Source organism: Amycolatopsis heterodermiae (assembly GCF_034929455.1).
In the GTDB taxonomy this organism is placed as follows: domain Bacteria; phylum Actinomycetota; class Actinomycetes; order Mycobacteriales; family Pseudonocardiaceae; genus Amycolatopsis; species Amycolatopsis heterodermiae.
The window spans coordinates 400,878-426,052 of the sequence record NZ_JAYFSI010000004.1; the positions used below are offsets into that span (position 1 = coordinate 400,878).

The 25,175-nt window shown below is 69.0% G+C and carries 22 protein-coding genes; 14 read left to right on the forward strand and 8 right to left on the reverse strand.

The features are described 5' to 3' along the window. The 5 genes from VA596_RS20925 (at position 1) to VA596_RS20945 (ending at position 11,098) form a co-directional block, all read left to right on the forward strand. Positions 1 to 594 carry a hypothetical protein gene (locus VA596_RS20925; RefSeq protein ID WP_323329499.1) on the forward strand — a complete coding sequence of 198 codons (594 nt, stop codon included), beginning with the start codon at positions 1 to 3 and terminating at the stop codon, positions 592 to 594. 83 nt (positions 595 to 677) lie between these two features. Next, positions 678 to 1,709, forward strand: a complete 1,032-nt coding sequence (locus VA596_RS20930; RefSeq protein ID WP_323329738.1) for a hypothetical protein — start codon at positions 678 to 680, stop codon at positions 1,707 to 1,709. Positions 1,710 to 1,785: 76 nt separating this feature from the next. Further along, on the forward strand, positions 1,786 to 2,646 hold the full coding sequence (locus VA596_RS20935; RefSeq protein ID WP_323329500.1) for an ADP-ribosylglycohydrolase family protein: 861 nt from the start codon (positions 1,786 to 1,788) through the stop codon (positions 2,644 to 2,646). A 946-nt stretch (positions 2,647 to 3,592) separates the two neighbouring features. Further along, on the forward strand, positions 3,593 to 7,093 hold the full coding sequence (gene rpoB / locus VA596_RS20940; RefSeq protein WP_323329501.1) for a DNA-directed RNA polymerase subunit beta: 3,501 nt from the start codon (positions 3,593 to 3,595) through the stop codon (positions 7,091 to 7,093). 93 nt (positions 7,094 to 7,186) lie between these two features. Beyond that, positions 7,187 to 11,098 (forward strand): DNA-directed RNA polymerase subunit beta', encoded by a 3,912-nt coding sequence (locus tag VA596_RS20945; protein ID WP_323329502.1) that lies wholly within the window; start codon positions 7,187 to 7,189, stop codon positions 11,096 to 11,098. A 99-nt stretch (positions 11,099 to 11,197) separates the two neighbouring features. Here VA596_RS20945 and VA596_RS20950 read toward each other — a convergent pair whose 3' ends face one another. Then, a complete protein-coding gene (locus VA596_RS20950) occupies positions 11,198 to 11,374 on the reverse strand; it encodes a hypothetical protein (protein WP_323329503.1) in 177 nt (58 codons plus the stop codon). Between the two features lie 22 nt (positions 11,375 to 11,396). On the opposite strand from VA596_RS20950, the gene VA596_RS20955 reads away from it, so the two are divergent. Further along, positions 11,397 to 12,893, forward strand: coding sequence for a hypothetical protein (locus tag VA596_RS20955; protein ID WP_323329504.1), 1,497 nt, complete (start codon positions 11,397 to 11,399; stop codon positions 12,891 to 12,893). Positions 12,894 to 12,944: 51 nt separating this feature from the next. Here the strand turns inward: VA596_RS20955 and VA596_RS20960 are convergent, their stop codons facing one another. Together VA596_RS20960 and VA596_RS20965 are read right to left on the reverse strand one after the other, a co-directional pair. Beyond that, positions 12,945 to 13,727, reverse strand: a complete 783-nt coding sequence (locus VA596_RS20960; RefSeq protein ID WP_323329505.1) for a M15 family metallopeptidase — start codon at positions 13,725 to 13,727, stop codon at positions 12,945 to 12,947. Positions 13,728 to 13,769: 42 nt separating this feature from the next. Continuing rightward, positions 13,770 to 14,276, reverse strand: coding sequence for an Lrp/AsnC family transcriptional regulator (locus VA596_RS20965; RefSeq protein ID WP_323329506.1), 507 nt, complete (start codon positions 14,274 to 14,276; stop codon positions 13,770 to 13,772). A 95-nt stretch (positions 14,277 to 14,371) separates the two neighbouring features. Here VA596_RS20965 and VA596_RS20970 point away from each other — a divergent pair, with 95 nt between their 5' ends. Both VA596_RS20970 and VA596_RS20975 read left to right on the forward strand, forming a co-directional pair. Then, positions 14,372 to 15,556, forward strand: coding sequence for an MFS transporter (locus tag VA596_RS20970; RefSeq protein WP_323329507.1), 1,185 nt, complete (start codon positions 14,372 to 14,374; stop codon positions 15,554 to 15,556). Between the two features lie 71 nt (positions 15,557 to 15,627). Continuing rightward, a complete protein-coding gene (locus VA596_RS20975) occupies positions 15,628 to 16,269 on the forward strand; it encodes a zinc ribbon domain-containing protein (protein ID WP_323329508.1) in 642 nt (213 codons plus the stop codon). A gap of 66 nt (positions 16,270 to 16,335) precedes the next feature. Here VA596_RS20975 and VA596_RS20980 read toward each other — a convergent pair whose 3' ends face one another. Further along, entirely contained in the window at positions 16,336 to 16,815 is a 480-nt protein-coding gene (locus VA596_RS20980) for a GNAT family N-acetyltransferase (protein WP_410171910.1), read from the reverse strand. Positions 16,816 to 16,882: 67 nt separating this feature from the next. Between VA596_RS20980 and VA596_RS20985 the strand changes: the two genes are divergently transcribed. Then, positions 16,883 to 17,107, forward strand: coding sequence for a hypothetical protein (locus tag VA596_RS20985; RefSeq protein ID WP_323329509.1), 225 nt, complete (start codon positions 16,883 to 16,885; stop codon positions 17,105 to 17,107). Positions 17,108 to 17,110: 3 nt separating this feature from the next. Here VA596_RS20985 and VA596_RS20990 read toward each other — a convergent pair whose 3' ends face one another. Genes VA596_RS20990 through VA596_RS21005 form a run of 4 tightly spaced genes read right to left on the reverse strand, consistent with a single transcriptional unit; the run spans position 17,111 to position 19,879 of the window. Continuing rightward, positions 17,111 to 17,731, reverse strand: a complete 621-nt coding sequence (locus tag VA596_RS20990) for a hypothetical protein (RefSeq protein WP_323329510.1) — start codon at positions 17,729 to 17,731, stop codon at positions 17,111 to 17,113. Between the two features lie 2 nt (positions 17,732 to 17,733). Further along, positions 17,734 to 18,960: a hypothetical protein gene (locus tag VA596_RS20995; RefSeq protein WP_323329511.1), complete on the reverse strand. Its 1,227-nt coding sequence runs from the start codon at positions 18,958 to 18,960 to the stop codon at positions 17,734 to 17,736. An 8-nt stretch (positions 18,961 to 18,968) separates the two neighbouring features. Then, positions 18,969 to 19,319: a hypothetical protein gene (locus VA596_RS21000; RefSeq protein WP_323329512.1), complete on the reverse strand. Its 351-nt coding sequence runs from the start codon at positions 19,317 to 19,319 to the stop codon at positions 18,969 to 18,971. Then, complete coding sequence (locus VA596_RS21005) at positions 19,319 to 19,879, reverse strand: YbaB/EbfC family nucleoid-associated protein (protein WP_323329513.1); 561 nt, start codon at positions 19,877 to 19,879, stop codon at positions 19,319 to 19,321. The genes VA596_RS21000 and VA596_RS21005 overlap by 1 nt, the downstream gene beginning before the upstream one ends. A 163-nt stretch (positions 19,880 to 20,042) precedes the next feature. Here VA596_RS21005 and VA596_RS21010 point away from each other — a divergent pair, with 163 nt between their 5' ends. The 5 genes from VA596_RS21010 (at position 20,043) to tuf (ending at position 24,924) form a co-directional block, all read left to right on the forward strand. Continuing rightward, positions 20,043 to 20,198, forward strand: a complete 156-nt coding sequence (locus tag VA596_RS21010; protein WP_323329514.1) for a hypothetical protein — start codon at positions 20,043 to 20,045, stop codon at positions 20,196 to 20,198. 393 nt (positions 20,199 to 20,591) lie between these two features. Further along, positions 20,592 to 20,966, forward strand: a complete 375-nt coding sequence (rpsL, locus tag VA596_RS21015) for a 30S ribosomal protein S12 (RefSeq protein ID WP_003102113.1) — start codon at positions 20,592 to 20,594, stop codon at positions 20,964 to 20,966. Next, on the forward strand, positions 20,966 to 21,436 hold the full coding sequence (gene rpsG / locus VA596_RS21020; RefSeq protein WP_003102106.1) for a 30S ribosomal protein S7: 471 nt from the start codon (positions 20,966 to 20,968) through the stop codon (positions 21,434 to 21,436). The genes rpsL and rpsG overlap by 1 nt, the downstream gene beginning before the upstream one ends. A gap of 63 nt (positions 21,437 to 21,499) precedes the next feature. Beyond that, a complete protein-coding gene (gene fusA / locus VA596_RS21025) occupies positions 21,500 to 23,599 on the forward strand; it encodes an elongation factor G (RefSeq protein WP_323329515.1) in 2,100 nt (699 codons plus the stop codon). A gap of 131 nt (positions 23,600 to 23,730) precedes the next feature. Then, on the forward strand, positions 23,731 to 24,924 hold the full coding sequence (gene tuf / locus VA596_RS21030) for an elongation factor Tu (RefSeq protein ID WP_323329516.1): 1,194 nt from the start codon (positions 23,731 to 23,733) through the stop codon (positions 24,922 to 24,924). The last annotated feature ends 251 nt before the right edge of the window (positions 24,925 to 25,175 follow it).

Genomic DNA, 25,175 nt, shown 5'->3' on the forward strand with positions numbered 1-25,175 from the left:
ATGAGTGCGGACGAGCAGGGCGCCGTCGCCGTGGCGGAACCCGAAGAGGAGTCGGCGGGTGCCACGAAGGCGCCGAACGAGTCGTCTTCGCGGATCCTCGTGCTCGGTGCCGCGGCGCTGGCGCTGGCCGCGCTGATCGCCGCGATCCTGTTCGGCGTGCTGTGGTGGGTGGCGGCGAACGACGACAACGCCGGTCTGGCGGCGTCGCGCGAAGCCGTGGTCAAGGCGGGCACCAACGCGCTGAAGGCCTACACCGAGGTCGACTACCAGGACCTCGACGGCTTCTTCGCCCGGCAGAAGTCCGTCTCGGACGCCACGATGTCGCAGCAGATCGACCAGTCGGCGCCGACGTTCCGCAAGGCGCTGTCGGACGCCAAGACGAAGGTCACCACCGACGTCCAGGACATCGCCGTCGAGGAGCTCGACGACCACGAAGGCAAGGCCAGCTTCCTCGCCGCGATCGCCACGACCGTCACCCAGGGGGACAAGAGCAGCGCGAAGCCGCTGCGCCTCGAAGTGTCGATGACCCGCGTGGGCGACGACTGGAAGCTGTCCGGGATCGACAGCGTCCCCCTCGTCGCGGCCGGTCAGTAGAGCGTCACCAGAAGGAGCTTGTAGTGCCCCCCTCCCGCCGCCAGCCGCCTCGCAGCAGCACCCCGCCGCCGCGCCGGCCCCGCGTGGCCGGCCTGCGCCGGCCGGCCACGGACGAGTCGCCCGCCGAGCGGACCGGCCAGGTTCCCGCCGTGCCGCCGGTCGAGACGCCTTCCGAGACCGCCAAGACCGCCGCCGAGACCCGCAAGCCGCGGCCCCGGCCGGCGCCGCGCCCGATGCCGCGTCCGGTGGCCCCGGTGGCTCCAGTGGCTCCGGCCGAGGAGCCGTTCGAGCCGGCCGGCGGAAGCATCGACACGGCGTCCGCCGAGGACACCACGGTGTTCGCCGCGGTCGGCACCGAAGAGGCCGAGAAGGTCGACGCGCTCACGGGTGAGCCGGAAGCCCCCGTCGAAGAGGACGCGCCGGCCCGGTCGGCCCCGCGGCGGAAGAAGCGCGACACCGGGATCGCGAAGCCGACCGAGGTCGAGGAGGTCCCGGCAACCGCCGCCAACGAGCCGGAGCGCCCCGCGGAGCCCCGCGCGCAACGGCCGTACCTCGTGGCGGGCGCGCTGGTGCTCGTCGCGATCCTGCTCGGCGGCCTGGCGTTCTGGTTCCACAGCAAGGAGAGCGCGGTCTCGGACGCGACCAGCAACACCGCGCTGCTGGACGTCGCGAAGACCGCGCAGGTCAAGGACGCCGTGTCGAAGGCGGCCGAGGCCCTGTTCTCCTACGACTTCAACAACATCAAGAAGACCGAGGACGCGGCGAACGACCTGCTCGCCAACGACGACGTCCGGAACAAGTACAACTCGCTGATGGGCGAGGTGAAGCGGCTCGCGCCGGGGCAGAAGATGATCGTCACGTGCAAGGTCACCCGGGCCGCGGTGATCATGCTGAACGACGACCTGGCGAAGGTGATGGTCTTCGTCGACCAGACCTCGACCCGCACGGACACCAAGAAGACGACCGCGGGCACCGCCCAGCTCCACCTGAACGCCCAGCTCCAGGGCGACAAGTGGAAGATCACGGACATGGACACGTACAACGCGCCCAAGGTCCCGGCGGCGACGCAGGCCCCTTCGTCGCAGGCTCCCGCTTCGCCGTCCCCGTCCAAGTAAGCCGCCGGGCGACGCTCGCTGCCGCTCGTCGATGTGGGCGGTCAGCGGGCGGTGGTGGCGCCGCTACGGTGGGCCGATGGGATTAGAACAGGCGTACGCCAGTCTCGTCGGCCTCGCCGTCGGTGACGCCTTCGGCGCGCAGATCCTCCGGCCCGGCGACCACCCGGAAGTCCTCGGCAGACAGCTGCCCGCCGCGCCGTGGAGCTGGACCGACGACACCGAGATGGCGTGTTCGGTCTTCGCCGTCCTGCAGCAGCACGGCCAGGTCGACCAGGACGCGCTCGCCGAAGAGTTCGCCACCCGCCTCGACTCCGCCCGCGGTTACGGCCCGGGCGCGGAGTGGCGCCTGAACCAGATCCGCAACGGGCGGCCGTGGCAGGAGATCAGCGAGAAGGACGGCCACGGCTCCTGGGGCAACGGCGGCGCGATGCGCGTCGCCCCGCTGGGCGCGTGGTTCTGCGACGACCTGCCGCAGGCGCTGCGCCAGGCGGAACTGTCCGCGGTGGTGACGCACTCGCACCTCGAAGGCATCGCGGGCACGGTGGCCGTCGCGGCGGCGGCCGCGCTGCGGGCCGCATCTCCCGGACTGGCCGGTGCGGACCTCCTGGACGGCGTGATCCCGCTGGTCCCACCCGGCCGCGTCCGCGACGGCATCGCCTGGTCGCTGAAGTTCTCGGACGCACGTGACGTAGCCGCCAAACTGGGCACGGGCCGCGAGATGGCGGCGCACGACACGGTCCCGCTGGCCCTGTGGATCGCGGCCCGCTTCGCGGACAGCTTCACCGACGCACTGTGGACGGTGGCAAGGTTCGCCGAGGACGTGGACACGGTGGGCGCGATCGTGGGCGGGGTCCTCGCGGCGGACGGTTCGGAGGTGCCGGACGAGTGGCGCGCGGCTTGTGAGCCGTTGCCGGCTTGGGTGGCCGGTCCGGCCTGAGGGCGCTTGGGCCTGGTTTGAGGGGCTCGCTCCCGCGGCGGATGGCTCGCGGCCTTCTGGGGCGGCTGGCTCGGTTGCCGGTCCCCGGCCGGCAGCGCGCTGAGTCCGGCCGGAGGGGCTCGAGCGGGCCATCGCACTCGTAGCCGGGACGAGCGCCCCTCACCGCTGCCGAGGGGCGCTCGAGCGGCCTTGAGCGTCCGCAGCGCCCAGGCGAGCCGCTCCGGGTCACGATCCGGTCGGCATCGAGCGGCCCAGCGCGCCCACAGCGGCGCTCCGAAGCGATCAGCGAGCCGCCCCGGGCCCCTCAGCGCGCCGTAGCGCCTCCGCCGGACCAGAGGGCGTCGAACCGGACCAGTGAGCGCCCAGCGGCCCAGAGGCGGGCGGGGCACCTGGTGCGGGTGTGACGTCGCTCGTGCCAGCCCGGAACCGGTTACCCAACTCCCCGCGACACGCCGCCGATGGGCGAACCTGAGGCCGTCCGAAGTGGCCTGGAGCACAGGCCGCACGTCCGGAGAAGCCGGTAAATCCGCAGGTCCAGACGCAGTGGTGGCGCTACTGGCCGGTAACTGGGAGGATATTCGGCCGCTCACGCTCCGCAGACCTACTTCCACGCTGCGCCAACCGGCGGGACCCCCGTGTGGCATCTTGACTCTCGCGCCCGGTGGGTTCACGCTTACTCCCGAACGGCGAAACCGGGAGCCCTTGCGGGAGGGACCACCGGCTCGCCTGGAGGCATACCTGAAGACGTCGCGAAGCAGGCTGGGCCCCATCGGGAGCGCCCCCTGGACAGACCGCGCCGTTCGGGCTAGACTGCCTCTTTGCGCTGCCCTCTTTCAGGCTGCCCGGAGCCGGTAGTTAGGATAGTGGGCACACGGCACCCTTGACAGTCGCTCATAGCTGTTGCTATGGCGGCCGTCACCGCTCATTGTCCCCGGAAGGACGCATCTTGGCAGTCTCTCCCGCGAACCAGGCCACTGCTGCGACCACCTCGGCTGAATCTCGCTCGGAGTCCACGGGAATCCCCGGCGCGCCCAAGCGGGTTTCCTTCGCAAAGATTCGCGAACCGCTCAACACTCCCAACCTGCTCGACGTCCAGATCCAGTCGTTCCAGTGGTTCACCGGGGACGAAGCGTGGTTCGAACGCCGTGTCGAAGAAGGTGAAGAAAACCCGGTCGGCGGCCTCGAAGAGGTCCTGAACGAGATCTCCCCGATCGAGGACTTCTCCGGATCGATGTCCCTGTCCTTCTCCGCTCCGCGCTTCGACGAGGTCAAGGCCTCGATCGAGGAGTGCAAGGACAAGGACATGACGTACGCGGCCCCGCTGTTCGTCACGGCGGAGTTCGTCAACAACAACACGGGCGAGATCAAGAGCCAGACGGTCTTCCTGGGCGACTTCCCGGTCATGACCGACAAGGGCACGTTCATCATCAACGGCACCGAGCGTGTCGTCGTGTCCCAGCTGGTCCGCTCGCCGGGCGTCTACTACTCGAAGGACGTCGACAAGACGACCGACAAGGACGTCTTCAGCGTCCGCGTGATCCCGAGCCGCGGCGCGTGGCTCGAGTTCGACGTCGACAAGCGCGACACCGTCGGCGTCCGGATCGACCGCAAGCGCCGCCAGCCGGTCACCGTGCTGCTGAAGGCGCTGGGCTGGACCACCGAGGCGATCCGCGAGCGCTTCTCCTTCTCGGAGACGCTGCTGGCGACCCTCGAGAAGGACCACACCGCCGGCACCGACGAGGCCCTGCTCGACATCTACCGCAAGCTGCGCCCGGGCGAGCCGCCCACGAAGGAGAGCGCGCAGACCCTGCTGGAGAACCTGTTCTTCAAGGCGAAGCGCTACGACCTGGCGAAGGTCGGCCGGTACAAGGTCAACAAGAAGCTGGGCCTGACCACGCCGTACGACACCGGGACGCTGACCGAAGAGGACATCGTCACCACCATCGAGTACCTGGTCCGGCTGCACGCCGGCGAGGACAAGATGAACGAGGGCGACCTCGAGGTGCCGGTCGAGACGGACGACATCGACCACTTCGGCAACCGCCGCCTGCGCACCGTCGGCGAGCTGATCCAGAACCAGATCCGGGTCGGCCTGTCGCGCACCGAGCGAGTCGTGCGCGAGCGCATGACCACGCAGGACGTCGAGGCGATCACCCCGCAGACCCTGATCAACATCCGCCCGATCGGCGCGGCGATCAAGGAGTTCTTCGGCACCTCGCAGCTGTCGCAGTTCATGGACCAGAACAACCCGCTGTCGGGCCTGACGCACAAGCGCCGCCTGTCGGCCCTCGGCCCGGGTGGTCTGTCCCGTGAGCGCGCCGGCATGGAGGTCCGGGACGTCCACCCGTCGCACTACGGCCGGATGTGCCCGATCGAGACGCCGGAAGGCCCGAACATCGGCCTGATCGGCTCGCTCTGCTCCTACGCGCGGGTCAACCCGTTCGGCTTCATCGAGACGCCGTACCGCAAGGTCGTCGAGGGCCGGGTCACCGACCAGGTCGACTACCTGACCGCGGACGAAGAGGACCGGTACGTCAAGGCCCAGGCCAACGCGCCGATCTCGGACGACGGCACCTTCGTGGAAGACCGGGTCATGGCCCGCCGCAAGGGTGGCGAGGTCGAGCTGATCGACCCGCTCGACATCGACTACATGGACGTCTCGCCGCGGCAGATGGTCTCGGTCGCGACGGCGATGATCCCGTTCCTCGAGCACGACGACGCGAACCGCGCCCTGATGGGTGCGAACATGCAGCGCCAGGCCGTGCCGCTGCTCCGCAACCAGGCGCCGTACGTCGGCACCGGGGTGGAGCTGCGTGCCGCGGTCGACGCCGGTGACGTGCTCGTCGCCGAGCAGTCCGGTGTCGTCGAGGAGCTCTCGGCGGACCTGATCACGATCATGCACGACGACGGCACGCGGAAGAGCTACGGACTGTACAAGTTCCGCCGCTCGAACCACGGCACCTGCTTCAACCACCGCCCGATCGTCAACGAGGGCGACCGGGTCGAGCAGGGTCAGGTCATCGCCGACGGCCCGTCCACCGAGAACGGTGAGATGGCGCTCGGCAAGAACCTGCTCGTCGCGGTCATGCCGTGGGAGGGCCACAACTACGAGGACGCGATCATCCTCTCGGAGCGCCTGGTGCAGGACGACGTGCTCACGTCGATCCACATCGAGGAGCACGAGATCGACGCCCGCGACACGAAGCTGGGCGCCGAGGAGATCACCCGGGACATCCCGAACGTCTCCGAAGAGGTCCTGGCCGACCTCGACGAGCGCGGCATCATCCGGATCGGTGCCGAGGTCCGCGACGGCGACATCCTCGTCGGCAAGGTCACGCCCAAGGGCGAGACCGAGCTGACGCCGGAAGAGCGCCTGCTCCGCGCGATCTTCGGTGAGAAGGCCCGCGAAGTCCGCGACACCTCGCTGAAGGTGCCGCACGGCGAGACCGGCAAGGTCATCGGCATCCGCGTGTTCTCGCGCGAGGACGACGACGAGCTGCCCCCGGGCGTCAACGAACTGGTCCGCGTCTACGTGGCCCAGAAGCGCAAGATCCAGCCGGGCGACAAGCTCGCCGGCCGGCACGGGAACAAGGGTGTCATCGGCAAGATCCTGCCGGTCGAGGACATGCCGTTCATGGAGGACGGCACGCCCGTCGACATCATCCTGAACACCCACGGTGTGCCGCGACGGATGAACATCGGCCAGATCCTCGAGCTGCACCTGGGCTGGCTGGCCTCGCAGGGCTGGACGATCGAAGGCGAACCGGACTGGGCGAAGAACCTGTCCGAGGAGCTCTACGACGTCGCGCCCGGCACGAACACCGCGACCCCGGTGTTCGACGGCGCGAAGGAAGAGGAGCTCACCGGGCTGCTCGGGGCGACCAAGCCGAACCGTGACGGCGAGCGCATGGTCAAGGAGAACGGCAAGGCGACGCTGCTGGACGGCCGCTCCGGCGAGCCGTACCCGTACCCGGTCGCGGTCGGCTACATGTACATCCTGAAGCTCCACCACCTGGTCGACGACAAGATCCACGCCCGCTCCACCGGCCCGTACTCGATGATCACGCAGCAGCCGCTGGGTGGTAAGGCGCAGTTCGGTGGCCAGCGCTTCGGTGAGATGGAGTGCTGGGCGATGCAGGCGTACGGCGCTGCCTACACGCTGCAGGAGCTGCTGACGATCAAGTCGGACGACGTGGTCGGCCGCGTCAAGGTGTACGAGGCCATCGTCAAGGGGGAGAACATCCCCGAGCCGGGCATCCCGGAGTCGTTCAAGGTGCTCCTCAAGGAGCTCCAGTCGCTGTGCCTGAACGTCGAGGTGCTCTCCAGCGACGGTGCGGCCATCGAGATGCGCGACTCCGACGACGAGGACCTCGAGCGCGCTGCGGCGAACCTCGGCATCAACCTGTCCCGCAACGAGTCGCCCTCGGTGGACGACGTCGTGCACTGATCGCGAGCTGAGCGTCGGGGGCCGGCCTCCCGCAGGCCCCCGACGCTCGCCCGCCAACCCCTCTAGCCGAAACAACCCCAAGGGGATCTAGACGTGCTGGACGTCAACTTCTTCGATGAGCTCCGCATCGGTCTCGCCACGGCTGACGACATCCGTCAGTGGTCGTACGGCGAGGTCAAGAAGCCGGAGACCATCAACTACCGGACGCTCAAGCCCGAGAAGGACGGCCTCTTCTGCGAGAAGATCTTCGGTCCGACCCGGGACTGGGAGTGCTACTGCGGCAAGTACAAGCGCGTCCGCTTCAAGGGCATCATCTGTGAGCGCTGCGGCGTCGAGGTGACCCGCGCCAAGGTGCGCCGTGAGCGGATGGGCCACATCGAGCTGGCCGCGCCGGTGACCCACATCTGGTACTTCAAGGGTGTTCCGTCCCGCCTGGGCTACCTGCTGGACCTGGCGCCGAAGGACCTCGAGAAGATCATCTACTTCGCTGCTTACGTCATCACGGGCGTGAACACGGAGCTGCGCCACAACGACCTGCCGACCCTCGAGAACGAGATCGGCGTCGAGCGTAAGAACCTCGAAACCAAGCGTGACGCGGACATCGAGACCCGCGCGCAGAAGCTGGAAGCCGACCTGGCCGAGCTGGAGGCCGAGGGCGCCAAGTCCGACGTCCGCCGCAAGGTCAAGGAGGGCGGCGAGCGCGAGATGCGCCAGCTGCGTGACCGTGCCGGTCGCGAGCTGGACCGCCTCGAGGAGGTCTGGACGACCTTCACGAAGCTCGACACCCGTCAGCTGATCGCCGACGAGCTGCTCTACCGCGAGCTCGTCGACCGCTACGGCGAGTACTTCACCGGCGGCATGGGCGCGGAGGCCATCCAGAAGCTGGCCGCCGAGTTCGACGTCGCGGCCGAAGCCGACAACCTGCGCGACACCATCCGCAACGGCAAGGGGCAGAAGAAGCTCCGCGCGCTGAAGCGGCTCAAGGTCGTCGCGGCCTTCCAGGCGACCGGCAACGACCCGCGCGGCATGGTGCTCGACGCCGTCCCGGTCATCCCGCCGGACCTGCGCCCGATGGTGCAGCTCGACGGTGGCCGCTTCGCGACGTCGGACCTGAACGACCTGTACCGCCGCGTGATCAACCGCAACAACCGCCTCAAGCGGCTGATCGACCTCGGCGCGCCCGAGATCATCGTCAACAACGAGAAGCGGATGCTGCAGGAGGCCGTCGACGCGCTGTTCGACAACGGCCGCCGCGGGCGTCCGGTCACCGGCCCGGGCAACCGGCCGCTGAAGTCGCTGTCCGACCTCCTCAAGGGCAAGCAGGGCCGGTTCCGCCAGAACCTGCTCGGCAAGCGTGTCGACTACTCGGGCCGTTCGGTCATCATCGTCGGCCCGCAGCTGAAGCTGCACCAGTGCGGCCTGCCGAAGGACATGGCGCTCGAGCTGTTCAAGCCGTTCGTCATGAAGCGGCTGGTCGACCTGAACCACGCGCAGAACATCAAGTCCGCCAAGCGGATGGTGGAGCGCTCGCGGCCGCAGGTGTGGGACGTGCTCGAAGAGGTCATCACCGGTCACCCGGTGATGCTGAACCGTGCGCCGACCCTGCACCGCCTCGGCATCCAGGCCTTCGAGCCGCAGCTGGTCGAGGGCAAGGCCATCCAGCTGCACCCGCTGGTCTGCGAGGCGTTCAACGCGGACTTCGACGGTGACCAGATGGCGGTGCACCTGCCGCTGTCGGCCGAGGCGCAGGCCGAGGCCCGGATCCTGATGCTGTCGGCGAACAACATCCTTTCGCCGGCGTCGGGCCGTCCGCTCGCCATGCCGCGTCTGGACATGGTGACGGGCCTGTTCCACCTGACCCGTCTCAACGAGAAGGCCGAAGGCGCGGGCGGCGCGTACTCCTCGCCGGCCGAGGCCATCATGGCCTTCGACCGCAAGGCGCTGGGCCTGCACGCCCCGATCAAGATCCGCGTGTCCGACCGTCAGCCGGCGAAGGCCGACGAGGCGCGGCTCGCGGAAAAGGGCTGGGAGCCGGGCAAGACCTGGCTGGCCGAGACGACCCTGGGCCGCGTGCTGTTCAACGAGCTGCTGCCGGCGGACTACCCGTTCATCAACGAGCCGATGCCGAAGAAGCGTCAGGCCGCGATCGTGAACGACCTCGCCGAGCGGTACTCGATGACCCAGGTCGCGCAGACCCTGGACCGGCTGAAGGACGCCGGTTTCTACTGGGCGACCCGGTCGGGCGTCACCGTCGCCATCTCGGACGTGCTCACCCCGGTGGGCAAGAAGGCCATCCTCGACGAGTACGAGGGCAAGGCCTCCCAGGTGGAGAAGCGCTACCAGCGTGGTCAGCTGTCGCACACCGAGCGCAACAACGAGCTCGTCAAGGTGTGGACGCAGGCCACCGAAGAGGTCCACAAGATCATGGAGACGGCGCTGCCGGACGACAACCCGATCGCCATGATCGTGAAGTCGGGCGCGGCGGGCAACATGACGCAGGTCCGGTCGCTGGCCGGTATGCGTGGCCTGGTGTCGAACCCGAAGGGTGAGTACATCCCGCGTCCGATCAAGGCCAACTTCCGTGAAGGCCTGTCGGTGGCGGAGTACTTCATCGCGACGCACGGTGCCCGCAAGGGCCTGGCGGACACGGCGCTCCGCACCGCCGACTCGGGTTACCTGACCCGTCGTCTGGTGGACGTCTCGCAGGACGTCATCGTCCGCGAGATCGACTGCGGCACCACCCGCGGCATCATGATGCCGATCGGCGAGGACATCGGCGACGGCAAGGTCCTGCGCGACCAGCACGTCGAGACCTCCGTGTACGCGCGGAACCTCGCGACGGACGCGGTGGACGCCAAGGGCAACGTCGTGCTGAACGCCGGTGACGACATCGGCGACCCGGCCCTCGACAAGCTGCTCTCCAGCGGCATCTCGAAGGTCAAGGTCCGCTCGGTGCTGACCTGCGAGTCGGCCGTCGGCATCTGCGCGACCTGCTACGGCCGCTCGATGGCGACCGGTCAGCTCGTCGACGTCGGCGAGGCCGTGGGTATCGTCGCGGCCCAGTCGATCGGTGAGCCGGGTACGCAGCTGACGATGCGTACGTTCCACCAGGGTGGTGTCGCCGGTGACGACATCACGACCGGTCTGCCCCGTGTCCAGGAGCTGTTCGAGGCCCGGGTCCCGAAGGGCAAGGCGCCGATCGCCGACGTCGATGGCCGCGTGCGCATCGAGGAGAGCGAGCGGTTCTGGAAGATCACGCTGATCCCGGACGACGGCGGCGAAGAGATCGTCTTCGACAAGCTGTCCAAGCGTCAGCGGCTCGCGAACACCCCGAACGGCCCGCTGGGCGACGGTGACCACGTCAACGTCGGGCAGCAGCTGCTCGAGGGCACCCCGGACCCGCACGAGGTCCTGCGCGTGATGGGCCCGCGTGAGGCGCAGATGCACCTCACCGACGAGGTCCAGAAGGTGTACCGGGCCCAGGGTGTGTCGATCCACGACAAGCACATCGAGGTCATCGTCCGGCAGATGCTGCGCCGGGTGACGGTCATCGACTCGGGTGGCACGGACTTCCTGCCGGGCGAGCTGCCCGAGCGGACCAAGTTCGAGGCCCGCAACCGTTCGACGGTTTCCGAAGGCGGCGAGCCGGCTTCGGGTCGCCCGGTGCTGATGGGGATCACGAAGGCGTCGCTCACCACGGACTCGTGGCTGTCGGCGGCGTCGTTCCAGGAGACCACGCGCGTCCTGACCGACGCAGCCATCAACGGCCGCTCGGACCGGCTCGTGGGCCTCAAGGAGAACGTGATCATCGGTAAGCTGATCCCGGCCGGTACGGGCATCAACAAGTACCGCAACATCCAGGTGCAGCCGACGGAAGAGGCCCGGGTCGCGGCGTACGCGATCCCGTCCTACGACGACGGTTACTACACCCCGGACGTGTTCGGTACGGGTACCGGTGCCGCGGTGCCGCTGGACGACTACGACTTCGGCCGCGACTTCCGCTGACCGAGTCCCGCTCAACGGGAAAGGCCCTCGCCGGGTTTCCGGCGGGGGCCTTTCCCGTTTCCAAACGCGATTCGGAGCTTTGTGCGTTTCAACGGGTAATCAGGGCTGACCGTTCGTGAACAATTCCAGCAGCGCAAGATCTGTCGCGCGTTCGTTCGCCACGTTCGCCGCGCCGGCGCAGAAGGAGCCGGCCTCCACCACACCGTCCACATCGGAGACGGCACTGCCGCCGAGCGGTTCCACGGCTCCGGAGCCGACCGGGCCGGAGTCCACCACGCCGAGTTCCAGCGCACCGGCGATGCGGAAGCAGGACGATCCGGCGCAGCGTGCTCAGGTCGAAGTGTCGGCCTCTCTGGACACGGTGACCAACACCGGCTCGACCACCGCGAAGGGCCTCTGGGTTTCCCAGGACATCATCGAACCGACCGACCTGGTCGTCCCGTACGACCCGGGCTGGGGCCCGCTCAAGACCAGCGATCCCGGACTCGACCTCGAGCCCGGGAAGTCCTTCGTGCTGCACGGCACTGGAAAGGTCCGGGAAGTCGACCAGACCTCCGTCGTCCTGCGGGGCGTCGTGTTCGACGCGACCCACTTCGGCGTCGGCGAGTTCTCCGCGGCCGCGAAGGTCGCACCGGCGCCCGGCCACGCCGAAGGCGTCGTCTACGGCGACAAGAACGGCAACGGCAAGCGCGACGCGGGCGAAGAGCTGGCCGGCGCGAAGCTCACCCTGCGATACGTCAACGGCAGCGGGACGCACACCGCCACGAGCGGTCCGGACGGGTCGATCACCTTCGACGTGCCGGGCGCCGACTACTACCTCGGCGGGGAGGTCGTCGACGGCTGGCTGATCCCGTTCCACGTCATCCGGATCGGCGCGGACACCCAGCTGGACGTCCGCGGTGCGCCGCCGCTGAACGGCGCTCTCCAGGCGTCGATGGCCTTCACCCAGGACAGCTACCAGGTCGGGGACCTCGCGCACCTCACCGTGACGCTGGCCAACTCCGGCCCGATCCCGCTCACCGGCATCGTGGCCGGGTGCAACCGCATCGGGGACCCGTACATCCTGAGCGGCCGCAGCCCCGGCTGGGGTGATCTCGCCGGGGACGGCGTGACGATCGCGCCGGGTGAGACGCGCACGTTCGACGTGTCCGAGGCGGTGCCGGCGGCCGCGTTCAACCGCGGCATCGTCGTCGCCGCCTGCGACTTCGGCTACGAGGAAGTCGACATCGAGAACCACGCCAACGCGAGTGACCAGGCGGCCGTGCCGGGGGCCAAGGCCACCGTCGAGGGCACCCTCGGCGTCTTCGACGACCAGGGCAACGTGGCGAAGGGCGTGGCCGGCGCCAAGGTCGTGCTCGTCTCCGACCAGCACTGCCCGGTCGTCGGCGAGCGGACGACCGACGCGAAGGGGCACTTTGAGTTCTTGGACGTGGCGCCCGGGCCGGAGTTCCACCTGTACTTCCTGCCGCCGAAGGGGTGGAAGGTCAAGTACGAGAACCCGATGTGGATCAACGTCTACGGCCCGCCGGAGAACCACTACCCGTACCGGATCGACGCCGAGGAAGGCGATGCGGCGGTGCCGGCCGTGCCCGCCAACCCCGCGGACTGCGGTGCGGCCGCCACGCCCACGCCGACCACGGGCACGCCCGGGTCCGGCGGCGGTGGTGGTGAGAGCGGTGGCGGACTGGCCAGCACCGGCGTCGACGCGCTCGGGCTCGGTGCGCTGGCGCTGATCGCCCTGGCGCTCGGCGGTGGCCTGGTGATCGGCGCCCGCCGTCGCCGTCACTCGGCCTGATCGAACCGGCGGAGCGCCCCGGTCCACAGTGGACCGGGGGCGCTCCGTCGTTCAGGGGAGATGGCGGTGGCTCACCGGGAAGTCGAAGTAGGTGTCCGGGAACGGCTCGTTGTCGAGCGTGTAGTGCCACCACTCCTCGGGCAGGTTGTGGAAGCCGGCGGCGATCATGGTGGTCCGCAGCAGGTCGCGGTTCTGCCGCGCGACACCGGTGATCGCCGGGTTGTCGGTGTGGGCGAGCGGGTCGAAGCAGTCGTAGCCGGTGCCCATGTCGACCATGTTGTCGGGGAAGCGCTGGTTCTGCGGCGCGAAGCAGGGCCGCAGCGGCTCGCCGGGGAAGTACGGCCGCTGGGGCCGCGGCGGGATCCGGACGATCGTGAGGTCCATGGTGCTGCCGCGGCTGTGCCCGGACTTCTCGGCGATGTAGCCGTCCTCGAAGAGCCGGTCCTTGGCGACGTTCGGGTAGAACTCGGCCTTCATCTTCTCGTCGGCGAGGTCCTTCGCCCACCGCACGAAGTGGTCGACGGCGCGCTGCGGGCGGTAGCAGTCGTAGACCTTGAGCGTGTAGCCCTGCTTCCGCAGCTGCGCCTGGACCGTGCGGAGGCCCTCGGCGGCCTGTCGGGTCAGGATGCAGGTGGGCTCGAGGTAGCCGTCGACACGCTGGCCGACGAAGTTGTGCCGGGTGGCGTAGCGGATGTCCTGCAGGATCGACGGCGCGACGTCGGACAGCGCGACGAACGAGTGGGTCGTGGTCGCCTGAGCCGGTGCGGGGACGGCGAAGGCGGTCAGGGTGGCGAGGGTGACGGCGAAGGTGCGTATCCGGGTGGAAATCGGCATACCGCACGTCTAGCAGGAAACCGGCTCGCGATCAGCCGCCGCTCAGGGTGAAACCCAGCCCTCCGACGTCGTCGCGCGCAGGAAGTCGTCCGACGGCGGCTGGACCGGCCGGCCCTCGTACTGCGTCGACAGCACCACCGAGGACCGCAGTTCGCCGTGCGTGCCGAGGCGTTCCAGCAGGCCCTCGAAGTGCTCCAGGGACGCCGCCCGGACCTTGAGCATCGTGCAGTGGTCGCCGCTGAGGCGGTGGATTTCGACGACTTCGGGGTAGTCCTCGGACTTCGACGTCTTCAGCAGGCAGCGGCTCAGCGCGCAGCGCATCTCGACGAACGCGTGCAGCGGCTGGCCCGCGCGCCGCGCGTCGACCTCCGCGCGGTAGCTCGTGATCACCCCGGTCTCCTCGAGCCGCCGGACCCGCTCGGCCACCGCCGGGGCCGACAGGTTGATCCGCCGGCCCAGTTCCTTGAACGACAGCCTCCCGTCGGCCTGCAGGGCCGCCAGCAGCCGCCAGTCGACGTCGTCCAGCGGCTTTTCCGAACGCAAGGTCATGAGCCCCATCTTCCTTCCGAAAGGGGGCCCGAGCGACCGAATTGCCGTTGATCGCCCCTTCGTCCGGGGCCCGGAAATCCCTAAAGTTGCTGGTCATGGGGACTCTGACGACAACCGGCCGGACCCGGTCGATGGCGGCGCTCTTCACCGGCGTCGCGCTGCTCAACACGGCCACGGTCGGGCTGAGCACCGCGGCCACGCTGATCGTCGCCGCGGGCAGTGGGCCGGGGTGGAGCGGCCTGCCGAGCGTCGCGAGCGTGCTCGGGACGGCCGCCGGAGCGCTCGGCGCGGGCCTGCTGCTCCCGGCGCACGGCCGCCGCCGGGTCCTGGGTGCCGGGTACGGCGTCGCGGCGGCCGGTGCGCTGGTCGCCTTCGCGGGCGCCTTGACGACGTCGTTGCTGCCGCTGCTGCTCGGCATCCTCCTGGTCGGTATCGGCAACGGGGGAGCGCAGCTGTCCCGCTACGTCGCCGCGGACCTGTACCCCGAGGAACGCCGGGGCCGCGCGCTCTCGACGGTCGTCTGGGCGGGCACGGTCGGCGCGCTCGCCGGGCCCGCGCTGATGGCGCCGGCGGCGAACGTCGTGACGCGGTTCGGCTGGCCGTCGCTGTCGGGGCCGGTCGCCGTCGCGGTGTTCGCCACGGCGGGTGCGGCGCTGGCGGCGGCGTTCCTGCCGCGCGGCGTCCCCGAGCGGCTCCCGGACCGGCCGGCGGTGTTCGCCGCCGGCGGGCCGGTGCGCTCGCCCGCGGTGCTGAAGCCGTTGGTGGCCATGGTCGCCGCGCAGCTGACGATGGTCGCGGTGATGACGATGACGCCGTTGCAGCTGCAGGACCACGGGCACGGCCTCGACGTCGTCGGCTGGGTGCTGAGCGCGCATCTGGTCGGCATGTTCGCGCTGGCGCCGCTGAGCGGCCGGATCGCCGACCGCTGGGGCCCGCGCGTGACGATCAACGCGGGGCTCGGCGTGCTGGCGCTGGCGTCGGCGACCGCGGTCGCCGCCCCGACGGCGCACACGACCGGCCTGCCGGTGGCGCTGTTCCTGCTCGGTTACGGCTGGAACCTGGTGTTCGTCGGCGGCAGCGCGCAGCTGAGCCGCGACCTCGCACCGGAGACGCGCAGCCGGGTCCAGGGCGTGGTCGACGCGGTGGTCTGGTCCGCGTCCGCTTTGGCCGGTTTGGGGTCGGGACAGCTGTTTTCGGGCGGTGGGTACGGTTTGGTGGCGGTCGTCGGCGGTGTTCTCGCGCTGCTGCCGCTGGTTCTGGTGGTACCACGGCGATCGTGACGTCCGGTAGCCGAGCCGTTGTCGGCAAAACTTCCGTCACCGGGCCCGCGCTCCGCTGGGGAAGATGGGCTGTGGCTGACTCTGTGCCCTTCACGGACAACTTCTCGGACCTCTCCAACACGCAGGGGTACCAGTTCGAGTTCCGCTGTGAACGCTGCGGGAACGGTTTCCGTTCCGCGTTCCAGCGCGACAACATGGAAACCGGGCGAAGCGTGCTTCGCACGGTCGGCTCGTTCTTCGGCGGGACGCTGCGGGACCTGAGCTATTCGGCCGACCAGTGGCGCTACGACCGCGCGACGAACTCTCCCGCCAAGGACCGCGCACTGGCGGCGGCGGTCAAGGAGATCACCCCGAGCTTCCGGCAGTGCCGCGGCTGCGGCGACTGGATGTGCCACGACCAGTGCTGGAACGAGGAGATCGGCCAGTGCCTGCGCTGCTCGCCGAGCGTCGCCGAGGAGATCTCGCGCGCGCAGGCTTCGGCGCAGCGCGACCAGATCTGGGACAAGGCCCGCGAGAAGGACTGGACGTCCGGCCTCGACATCGACACCCGCGCCAAGGTGTCCTGCCCGGGCTGCGGCCTCAAGGCCGAAGGCGGCAAGTTCTGCCAGTCGTGCGGCACCGCCCTGGCCCTGAAGGTCCGCTGCGGCGGCTGCGGCAGCGAAACCAACAAGGCGGGCGCGATGTTCTGCTCGGACTGCGGCACCAAACTCTGAGCGGATGTTCCTGCGGGGACGCGTTGCTCGCCCGGCCGGTGACGCTTTCCGTTGTGCCCCAACGATTCAGTCGAGCACCTTCGCGAACCAGTGCTCCGCGTACTTGTCGTCGTTGAAGGGCTCGACCTCGGCGTACCCGGTCCGCGCGTAGAGGGCCCGCGCCTCGACGAGGTCGTGGCGGGTGTCGAGCCGCATCAGGCGCGAGCCGAGCCGCCTGGCTGCGTCCTCCGCGGCCGCGACCAGGCGGGGTGCCGCTCCCGAGCCGCGGTGGGCGGGCTTGACGTACATCTTCGTCAGCTCGCTGAGCCCCGGCTCGAGGACGCGGGTGCCGACGCAGCCCGCGAGGACGCCGTCGCGCCGGCCGAGCAGGAACGCTCCGGTCGGGGCGACCAGGTCCGTGCCCGGCTCGTCGGCCAGCGCGGTCTCGATCTCCGCGTCGGTGGCCGGGCGGCCGTAGTACCGCGAAGCGACTTCGTCCATGTACTCGCGCATGATCGCGACGGCGTCCGGGTCGTCGACGGGGACCTCGGTGATGTTCCACTCCACCTCCCCATCCTGGGGAAGCTGTCCACCGAATTCAGCGGGCGCGGGCGACCCCGGGCACCATGGGGACATGACGCCTGTCACGAAGCGCCTCACGGTGGTGGCCGTCCTGCTGATCACGGTGGGAGCGGTCCTGCTGTCGGTGGGCGCCCTCGGTTTCCGGGCCACGTCCGACGAGCCCGACGCCAACATCGGCGCCGGGTTCGCGCTGCTCGCCGGGCCGTACGTCGTCGGCCTCGGCCTGGTGTTCGCGCTGTCGGCCGGGCTCACGCACCTGACGACGCGCCGCCGCTGACGCTCAGCGCGGCGAGTGCGCCCACAGCGCCGCGGGCAGGCTCCCGGCCAGGTCGACGAGGTAGTCGGCCTCGGCCACGAGGTGCTGCCGCGTCGCGCAGCCCTGGCCCCACGTCCGCGCGGACCCGTGCTCGACGACGACGTCCCGCTGCGCGAACCGCGGGTTCGCGGCCAGCCACCGGACGAGCTCGCCTTCGAGCCGGGAGTCCGGCGGCAGCGTCGGCATGGTCATCGCCCGGCCCGGCACGATCCGCAGCTCCGGGCACGGCGGCACCTGCACCTGCGTGACGTGGGTGTCGCGGAAGTACACGTGGTCGTCGAAGTGCCGGTACGACTCCTGGTCGTCGATCCCGATCACCGGCCGGTCGCGGTGGCGGAACTCGACCCAGGTCTCGCGCGGCCACTCGGCCAGCGGCCGGCCGGCCGGGTGCACGACGCCGAACGTCGGCGCCGGGCCCGCGTCACCCGGGAGTCCACTGTGGAACGTCCCGCCCTGCTCGGCCGCGAAGGCCTTGAACCAGTGGCCTTCCTGGCTCGCGACGAACTTCCGGTGCGACCGCCACCAGAGCGCGGCGGCGATCGCGGCCACCACGACGACAACGGCGATCGTGAACAGCGTCTCCATCGTCAGAAGTCCAGGTCCTCGCGGGTTTCTTCGGCCGACTGGTCGCGACCGGTCTCGTCGTAGTCGCTCGCCTTCTTGGCGTTCTTGACGTGGCTGGTGAGCTTGCCGAGGTGGTCGTTCAGCGTCTTGGCCGGGTTGTCGCCCGGGTCGGCCGGGTTGTACCCGAGCACACCCTTGACCGCCGCTTCGCCGCCCTTCTTCAGGGCTTCGCTCGCGCCGGCCTTGAGCATCGTCTTCGTGTAGTCGAACCTGCCGGCGGCGTCGAGAACGGGGTTCTCGAAGGCCTTCGCCCAGCGCTTGCCGAGCATTCCCTTGTCACCGGCGGTTTTCTGGAGGAGGTCCTTGCCCTCGTTCTCCTGCGCGATCTTCGTCAGCGCCTTGCCGAGCTTCGTGTTCGCGAACTGCTGCTGCAGCTTCTTCAGCCAGGCCAGCACCTTCTGCAGCAGCTCGCGCAGCTTGGACACCTTCTGCGTCGTCTTCGCGGTGGTCTGGGCCGCCTTGACCTCGGACACCGGCGCCGCGGCCGACAGCGAGGCCCCGCAGGTCGGCACCGCGGCCGCCAGCGCCGGCACCCACAGCATGATCAGCCAGGTCACGAACTCGGTGAGGATCGCCTTGACCAGGTCCTCGACGAAGCTCATCAGCATGCTGTTGAGCTGCAGCATCTTCGCCAGGTCGCCGGACTTGCCCGCGACGCCCTCGATCCCGTGCGCGAACTCGCCCAGCGCGGTCTTCGCCGCGTCGCTCGCGTCGCCGTGCCAGTCCTTGAGCGTGTCGTCGGCCACCTCGCCGAAGTTCTTCGCCAGCTCGTCGAGCCCGGTGGCGATCGCCCCGAAGTTCTCGGCCGCGACGCCCAGCGCCGGGCCGTCACCGCTGACGAAGTGGATCGCGTCCTGGATCGGCTGGACCGCGTTGACCAGGAAGTTCAGCCCCTGCCCGACGAGCCAGCCGAGCGGGTCGGTGGCGATCTCGGTGATCGTGCTCGAGCTCGACTGGATGAAGCTCGCGGTGTCGGTCGCGATCGAGCCGAGCGCCAGCGTGATGTCGGCGCCGTCCTTCTGCGGCGCGAACACCGCCTTCGTCACGGAGACGGCGTCCTGGCCGACGGTGACCGCGCCGCCGACGAACGGCGTGGCCTTGACCGCGTTGCCGACGTTGATCCCGAGCACCGTGGCCGGGTCGCCGGACTTGACGGTGATCCCGCTCGCGACGTTCTCCACCTCTGCCATCGGTTCCCCTACTTCTTCGGCTGCTTGCCTGGGCCGTCGAGCAGGACCTCGACCTGCCCGAAGAAGGCCGTGTGGTCGTCTTCGACGCCCTGGTAGACGTTCGCCGCGTCGGTGAACTTCTCCTGCGCCGAGGTCAGCCCGTCGGCGATCGACTTCAGCAGCTCCCGCAGCTCGCGGAGGGTGTCGTCGTACCCGCCCTTGGTGAAGACGCCGACGACGCCCCACGACTTGTCGCCGACGTCGGACTGGGCCACCTTGTCCGCGATCGCTGCGCCCTGGTCCTTGTAGTCGCCCAGCCGGCCGACGTACTCGTGCAGCGCGTCCACCCGGACCTGGTAACCGCCGGCTCCGTCGGGCATCAGTCCTCCTCGTCGTACAGGCTCCGCAGGAAGCTGTCGCCCGCGGACCCGCCGCGCGCGGGCGGTGCCGGCGGGGGCGGGGCGTCGGCCTGGCGCAGCACCCGCACCTCGGGGAAGTCTTCGGAGGCGGCCGGCGCTTCCTGGCTCGTCGTCTCTTCCGCCAGCTTCGACCGCAGCTCCTCGACGCTGGTTCCGAACGCCTCGGCCTGCGTCTCGAGGACCCGCTCGACCAGGCCCTCGTCGTCGCCCATGTGCTCCTCGACGATCACCGCCTGCCGCCGGGCGGCCGCGCCGACGGCTTCCCGCAGCGTCGCCATCAGGGCGGTGGACAGCGCCTGCGGACCCTTCGCCAGCGCCGCGGCGGTGAACTTCACGTCGAGGACCGCGCCGCCCGGCCCGGTGGTCACGGTGACCCCGCCGTCCGGTGACGCCGCGCTCGCCCGCAGCTCGGTCAGCTCCCGCTGCATCGCGCCCAGCCCGGCGAACCGGTCGTCGACGTTCCGGATGCTCGCCTCGAACCGCTGGAACTCGGCTACCACCTGGTCGAACTCGGCCGACATGTCCTGCTTCCTCCTCGACGTCCGGTACGTGGTCCACACATCGTGGTCCCTCGGCGACGGTGTGACGCACGGAACGGCGGATCCGATCCCACTGCGTCACCCGACCGGGTAATGGGTAGTTTCGGGCCCGAGGGAAGCAGGGGACGAGCGCTAGGAGTGTGTGATGAGCAGCACCGAAGGGGCCGGACGGTCCGAAGAGGAATCGAAGCCGGGCGGCAGCCACGCGGCGCCCGAAGGGGCCGGCGTGCACCCGCTGATCGACCTTTCGCGGGACCCGAACCCGGGCAAGCCGGACCACGCGAAGCCCGACGAGGACTGAGCCGCCGGCCGCGAAACGGGCCCCTGGCGGGGTTCCCGGCTCCCGCCGGCACCCGCCGGGCCTCCTCGCGCCACCCCGTGGAATGTCCGGCGCGCCGTCGGCGTTGAGAGGTAGGCTGAAGGTTCGCCGACCTTCAGACCCCCCGCTGGCTCCGTCCGGTAGATGGGCGGGTATCTTTGGAGACCGTGCCCGGCAGGCGTCGGGCCGCTCCGCGTGCCGTGCGGCATGGGCGGGGTGCTCAGGCACCCGGTCACCGGCTTCGGCAGGTCGGGGTTCCGACGGAAAATCCCTCCGGGAAGTTACCGGTCGACAGACCGTGACGCGGGCCGACACGCCCGACCGCGGGGGCCGGTGAAGACACGAAGAAGCAGATCACGACAGGAAGCTGGTCCATTGCCCACGATCCAGCAGCTGGTCCGCAAGGGCCGCCAGGACAAGGCTGCCAAGCAGAAGACCGCGGCCCTCAAGGGGAGCCCGCAGCGGCGTGGCGTGTGCACTCGCGTGTACACCACGACCCCCAAGAAGCCGAACTCGGCGCTGCGCAAGGTCGCGCGTGTGAAGCTGACCAGCGGCATCGAGGTCACCGCCTACATCCCCGGTGAGGGCCACAACCTGCAGGAGCACTCGATGGTGCTCGTGCGTGGTGGTCGTGTGAAGGACCTTCCGGGTGTCCGTTACAAGATCATCCGCGGTTCTCTCGACACCCAGGGTGTGAAGAACCGCAAGCAGGCGCGCAGCCGGTACGGCGCGAAGAAGGAGAAGAGCTAATGCCCCGCAAGGGTCCGGCCCCGAAGCGGCCGCTGATCTCCGACCCCGTCTACGCCTCCCCGCTGGTCACCCAGCTGGTGAACAAGGTGCTGAAGGACGGGAAGCGGTCCCTGGCCGAGCGCATCGTTTACGGCGCGCTCGAAGGCGCTCGCGAGAAGACGGGCACCGACCCGGTCGTCACGCTGAAGCGCGCTCTCGACAACGTGAAGCCCACCATCGAGGTGAAGAGCCGCCGCGTCGGTGGCGCCACCTACCAGGTGCCGATCGAGGTCAAGCCGGGCCGCTCCACGACCCTGGCGCTGCGCTGGCTGGTCTCCTTCTCGCAGGCCCGCCGCGAGAAGACGATGATCGAGCGTCTGCAGAACGAGCTCCTCGACGCTTCCAATGGCCTCGGTGCCAGCGTGAAGCGCCGCGAGGACACGCACAAGATGGCCGAGTCCAACCGGGCCTTCGCGCACTACCGCTGGTGATGACCGCCCGGCTGTCGACCAAGCCATGCCGGGCCCCAAGCATGAGAACAGGGGAACACTCTCGTGGCACGTGAAGTGCTGACCGACCTGAACAAGGTCCGAAACATCGGCATCATGGCCCACATCGACGCCGGCAAGACGACCACCACCGAGCGGATCCTGTTCTACACCGGGGTCAACTACAAGATCGGTGAAGTCCACGACGGCGCCGCCACCATGGACTGGATGGAGGAGGAGCAGAAGCGGGGTATCACCATCACCTCGGCTGCGACCACCACCTTCTGGGACGACCACCAGATCAACATCATCGACACCCCGGGCCACGTCGACTTCACCGTCGAGGTGGAGCGCAACCTCCGGGTGCTCGACGGTGCGGTCGCCGTCTTCGACGGCAAGGAAGGCGTCGAGCCGCAGTCCGAGCAGGTCTGGCGGCAGGCGGACAAGTACGACGTCCCGCGCATCTGCTTCGTCAACAAGATGGACAAGCTCGGTGCGGACTTCTACTACACCGTGAAGACCATCGTCGAGCGCCTCGGTGTCCGGCCGCTGGTCATCCAGCTGCCGATCGGCGCCGAGAACGACTTCGAAGGCGTCGTCGACCTGGTCCGCATGAAGGCGCTGACCTGGCGCGGCGAGGTCCAGAAGGGTGAGGACTACTCCGTCGAGGAGATCCCCGCCGAGCTGGCCGAGCTGGCCGCGGAGTACCGCGAGAAGCTCGTCGAGACCGTCGCCGAGGCGGACGACGCGCTGATGGAGAAGTTCCTCGAGGGTGAGGAGCTGACGGAGGCCGAGATCAAGGCCGGCATCCGCAAGCTCACCATCACCAGCCAGGTCTTCCCGGTGCTGGCCGGTTCCGCGTTCAAGAACAAGGGCGTGCAGCCCATGCTCGACGCGGTCATCGACTACCTGCCGACCCCGCTGGACGTCCCGGCCGTCGAGGGCCTGCTGCCCGACGGCGAGACCGTGGCGTCCCGCAAGGCGTCGGTCGACGAGCCGTTCGCCGCGCTCGCGTTCAAGATCGCCGCGCACCCGTTCTTCGGCAAGCTGACCTACATCCGGGTGTACTCGGGCAAGGTCGCCGCCGGGGCGCAGGTCGTCAACGCGACCAAGGAGCGCAAGGAGCGCATCGGGAAGATCTTCCAGATGCACTCCAACAAGGAGAACCCGGTCGACGACGCCCAGGTCGGCCACATCTACGCGGTCATCGGCCTGAAGGACACCACCACGGGTGACACCCTGGCGGACCCGCAGAACCCGATCGTGCTGGAGTCGATGACGTTCCCCGAGCCGGTCATCCGGGTCGCGATCGAACCGAAGACGAAGGCCGACCAGGAGAAGCTGTCCCTGGCGATCCAGAAGCTGGCCGAAGAGGACCCGACGTTCCAGGTCAAGCTGGACGAGGACACCGGCCAGACGATCATCGCGGGCATGGGTGAGCTGCACCTCGAGGTGCTGGTGAACCGGATGAAGTCCGACTACAAGGTCGAGGCGAACATCGGCAAGCCGCAGGTCGCCTACCGCGAGACGATCAAGAAGACGGTCGACAAGCTCGACTACGTCCACAAGAAGCAGACCGGTGGTTCCGGCCAGTTCGCGAAGGTCATCGTGAAGCTGGAGCCGCTCGAGCGCACCGACGGCGCGCTCTACGAGTTCGACAACAAGGTGTCCGGTGGCCGCGTGCCGCGGGAGTACATCCCGTCGGTCGACGCGGGCGCCCAGGACGCGATGCAGTACGGCGTCCTGGCCGGCTACCCGCTCGTCGGGTTGAAGTTCACCCTGTTGGACGGTGCTTACCACGAGGTCGACTCTTCGGAGATGGCGTTCAAGATCGCCGGTTCCATGGCGATGAAGGAAGCCGCGAAGAAGGCCAACCCCGTGATCCTGGAGCCGATGATGGCGGTCGAGGTGACCACGCCCGAGGACTACATGGGTGACGTCATCGGTGACCTCAACTCCCGTCGTGGTCAGATCCAGGCCATGGAGGAGCGGGCGGGCATCCGCGTCGTGAAGGCGCTGGTCCCGCTGTCGGAGATGTTCGGCTACGTCGGTGACCTCCGGTCCCGCACCCAGGGCCGGGCGAACTACTCCATGTTGTTCGACTCCTACGCCGAGGTTCCCGCGAACGTCGCGAAGGAAATCATCGCGAAGGCGACGGGGGAGTAACTCCCCCCACCGCGCGCGGGCATTAAGGGACTCTCCTGAACGTCCGCTAGCACCGACGAAGGAACATTCGGGGGTCGGCAGCCACGCCGGCCCCCGAGCACAAAGCGAAATCAGTCCAGGAGGACATTCCAGTGGCGAAGGCGAAGTTCGAGCGGAGCAAGCCGCACGTCAACATCGGGACCATCGGTCACGTCGACCACGGCAAGACCACGCTGACCGCGGCGATCACCAAGGTTCTGCACGACAAGTACCCGGAGCTCAACGAGTCGCGTGCGTTCGACCAGATCGACAACGCGCCCGAAGAGCGCCAGCGCGGTATCACGATCAACATCTCGCACGTCGAGTACCAGACCGAGAAGCGTCACTACGCGCACGTCGACGCCCCCGGTCACGCCGACTACATCAAGAACATGATCACCGGTGCCGCGCAGATGGACGGCGCGATCCTCGTGGTCGCGGCGACCGACGGCCCGATGCCGCAGACCCGTGAGCACGTGCTGCTCGCCCGCCAGGTCGGCGTGCCCTACATCGTGGTCGCGCTGAACAAGGCCGACATGGTCGACGACGAGGAGATCCTCGAGCTCGTCGAGCTGGAGGTCCGCGAGCTGCTGTCCTCGCAGGAGTTCCCGGGCGACGACGCTCCGGTCGTGCGCGTCTCGGGCCTCAAGGCCCTTGAGGGCGACGAGAAGTGGGGCGAAGCCGTTCTCGAGCTGATGACCGCTGTCGACGACAACGTGCCGGACCCGGTGCGCGAGCTCGACAAGCCGTTCCTCATGCCGATCGAGGACGTCTTCACGATCACCGGTCGCGGCACCGTCGTCACCGGCCGCGTCGAGCGTGGCGTGGTCAACGTGAACGAAGAGGTCGAGATCGTCGGCATCAAGGAGAAGTCGACCAAGACGACGGTCACCGGTGTCGAGATGTTCCGCAAGCTGCTGGACCAGGGCCAGGCGGGCGACAACGTCGGCCTCCTCGTCCGCGGTATCAAGCGCGAGGACGTCGAGCGCGGCCAGGTCGTCGTGAAGCCGGGTACCACCACCCCGCACACCGACTTCGAGGGCCGGGTCTACATCCTGTCGAAGGACGAGGGTGGCCGTCACACCCCCTTCTTCAACAACTACCGCCCGCAGTTCTACTTCCGCACCACCGACGTGACCGGCGTCGTGACCCTCCCCGAGGGCACCGAGATGGTCATGCCGGGCGACAACACCGACATCTCGGTGGCGCTGATCCAGCCCGTCGCCATGGACGTGAACCTGCGCTTCGCCATCCGCGAGGGTGGCCGCACCGTCGGTGCGGGTCAGGTCACCAAGATCATCAAGTGATTTAGCGCCCGGCCCGGGGGCAATACACCCCCGGGTCAGGGGCGTCAAATCACGTGTGCGACACTATTCAGGTTGCTCGTCCTGGGGCGGCCGATCCTCATCGGGGTTTTCTCCGAGAGGGTCCGGCCGCCTCGGTATGAGTGGCCACGGTCCGCCGAGCCTCTTCCTTCGGGTAGGCGAGCGGGCAAAGGCAGTGAGACGGTCAGCCGGCTCATAGCCTCCTCACGTTGAGGAAGACCAGGCAAGACGAC

Excerpts from the sequence above, each read along its gene's own strand:
- VA596_RS21010 (WP_323329514.1), top strand. The coding sequence starts at position 20,043 with ATGAGCAGCACCGAAGGGGCCGGACGGTCCGAAGAGGAATCGAAGCCG.
- VA596_RS20955 (WP_323329504.1), top strand. The coding sequence starts at position 11,397 with ATGCGGAAGCAGGACGATCCGGCGCAGCGTGCTCAGGTCGAAGTGTCG.
- VA596_RS20985 (WP_323329509.1), top strand. The coding sequence starts at position 16,883 with ATGACGCCTGTCACGAAGCGCCTCACGGTGGTGGCCGTCCTGCTGATC.
- VA596_RS20990 (WP_323329510.1), bottom strand. The coding sequence starts at position 17,731 with ATGGAGACGCTGTTCACGATCGCCGTTGTCGTCGTGGTGGCCGCGATC.
- VA596_RS20965 (WP_323329506.1), bottom strand. The coding sequence starts at position 14,276 with ATGACCTTGCGTTCGGAAAAGCCGCTGGACGACGTCGACTGGCGGCTG.
- VA596_RS20970 (WP_323329507.1), top strand. The coding sequence starts at position 14,372 with ATGGGGACTCTGACGACAACCGGCCGGACCCGGTCGATGGCGGCGCTC.
- VA596_RS21005 (WP_323329513.1), bottom strand. The coding sequence starts at position 19,879 with ATGTCGGCCGAGTTCGACCAGGTGGTAGCCGAGTTCCAGCGGTTCGAG.
- VA596_RS20960 (WP_323329505.1), bottom strand. The coding sequence starts at position 13,727 with ATGCCGATTTCCACCCGGATACGCACCTTCGCCGTCACCCTCGCCACC.
- VA596_RS20925 (WP_323329499.1), top strand. The coding sequence starts at position 1 with ATGAGTGCGGACGAGCAGGGCGCCGTCGCCGTGGCGGAACCCGAAGAG.
- VA596_RS20995 (WP_323329511.1), bottom strand. The coding sequence starts at position 18,960 with ATGGCAGAGGTGGAGAACGTCGCGAGCGGGATCACCGTCAAGTCCGGC.
- rpsG (WP_003102106.1), top strand. The coding sequence starts at position 20,966 with ATGCCCCGCAAGGGTCCGGCCCCGAAGCGGCCGCTGATCTCCGACCCC.
- VA596_RS21000 (WP_323329512.1), bottom strand. The coding sequence starts at position 19,319 with ATGCCCGACGGAGCCGGCGGTTACCAGGTCCGGGTGGACGCGCTGCAC.
- VA596_RS20935 (WP_323329500.1), top strand. The coding sequence starts at position 1,786 with ATGGGATTAGAACAGGCGTACGCCAGTCTCGTCGGCCTCGCCGTCGGT.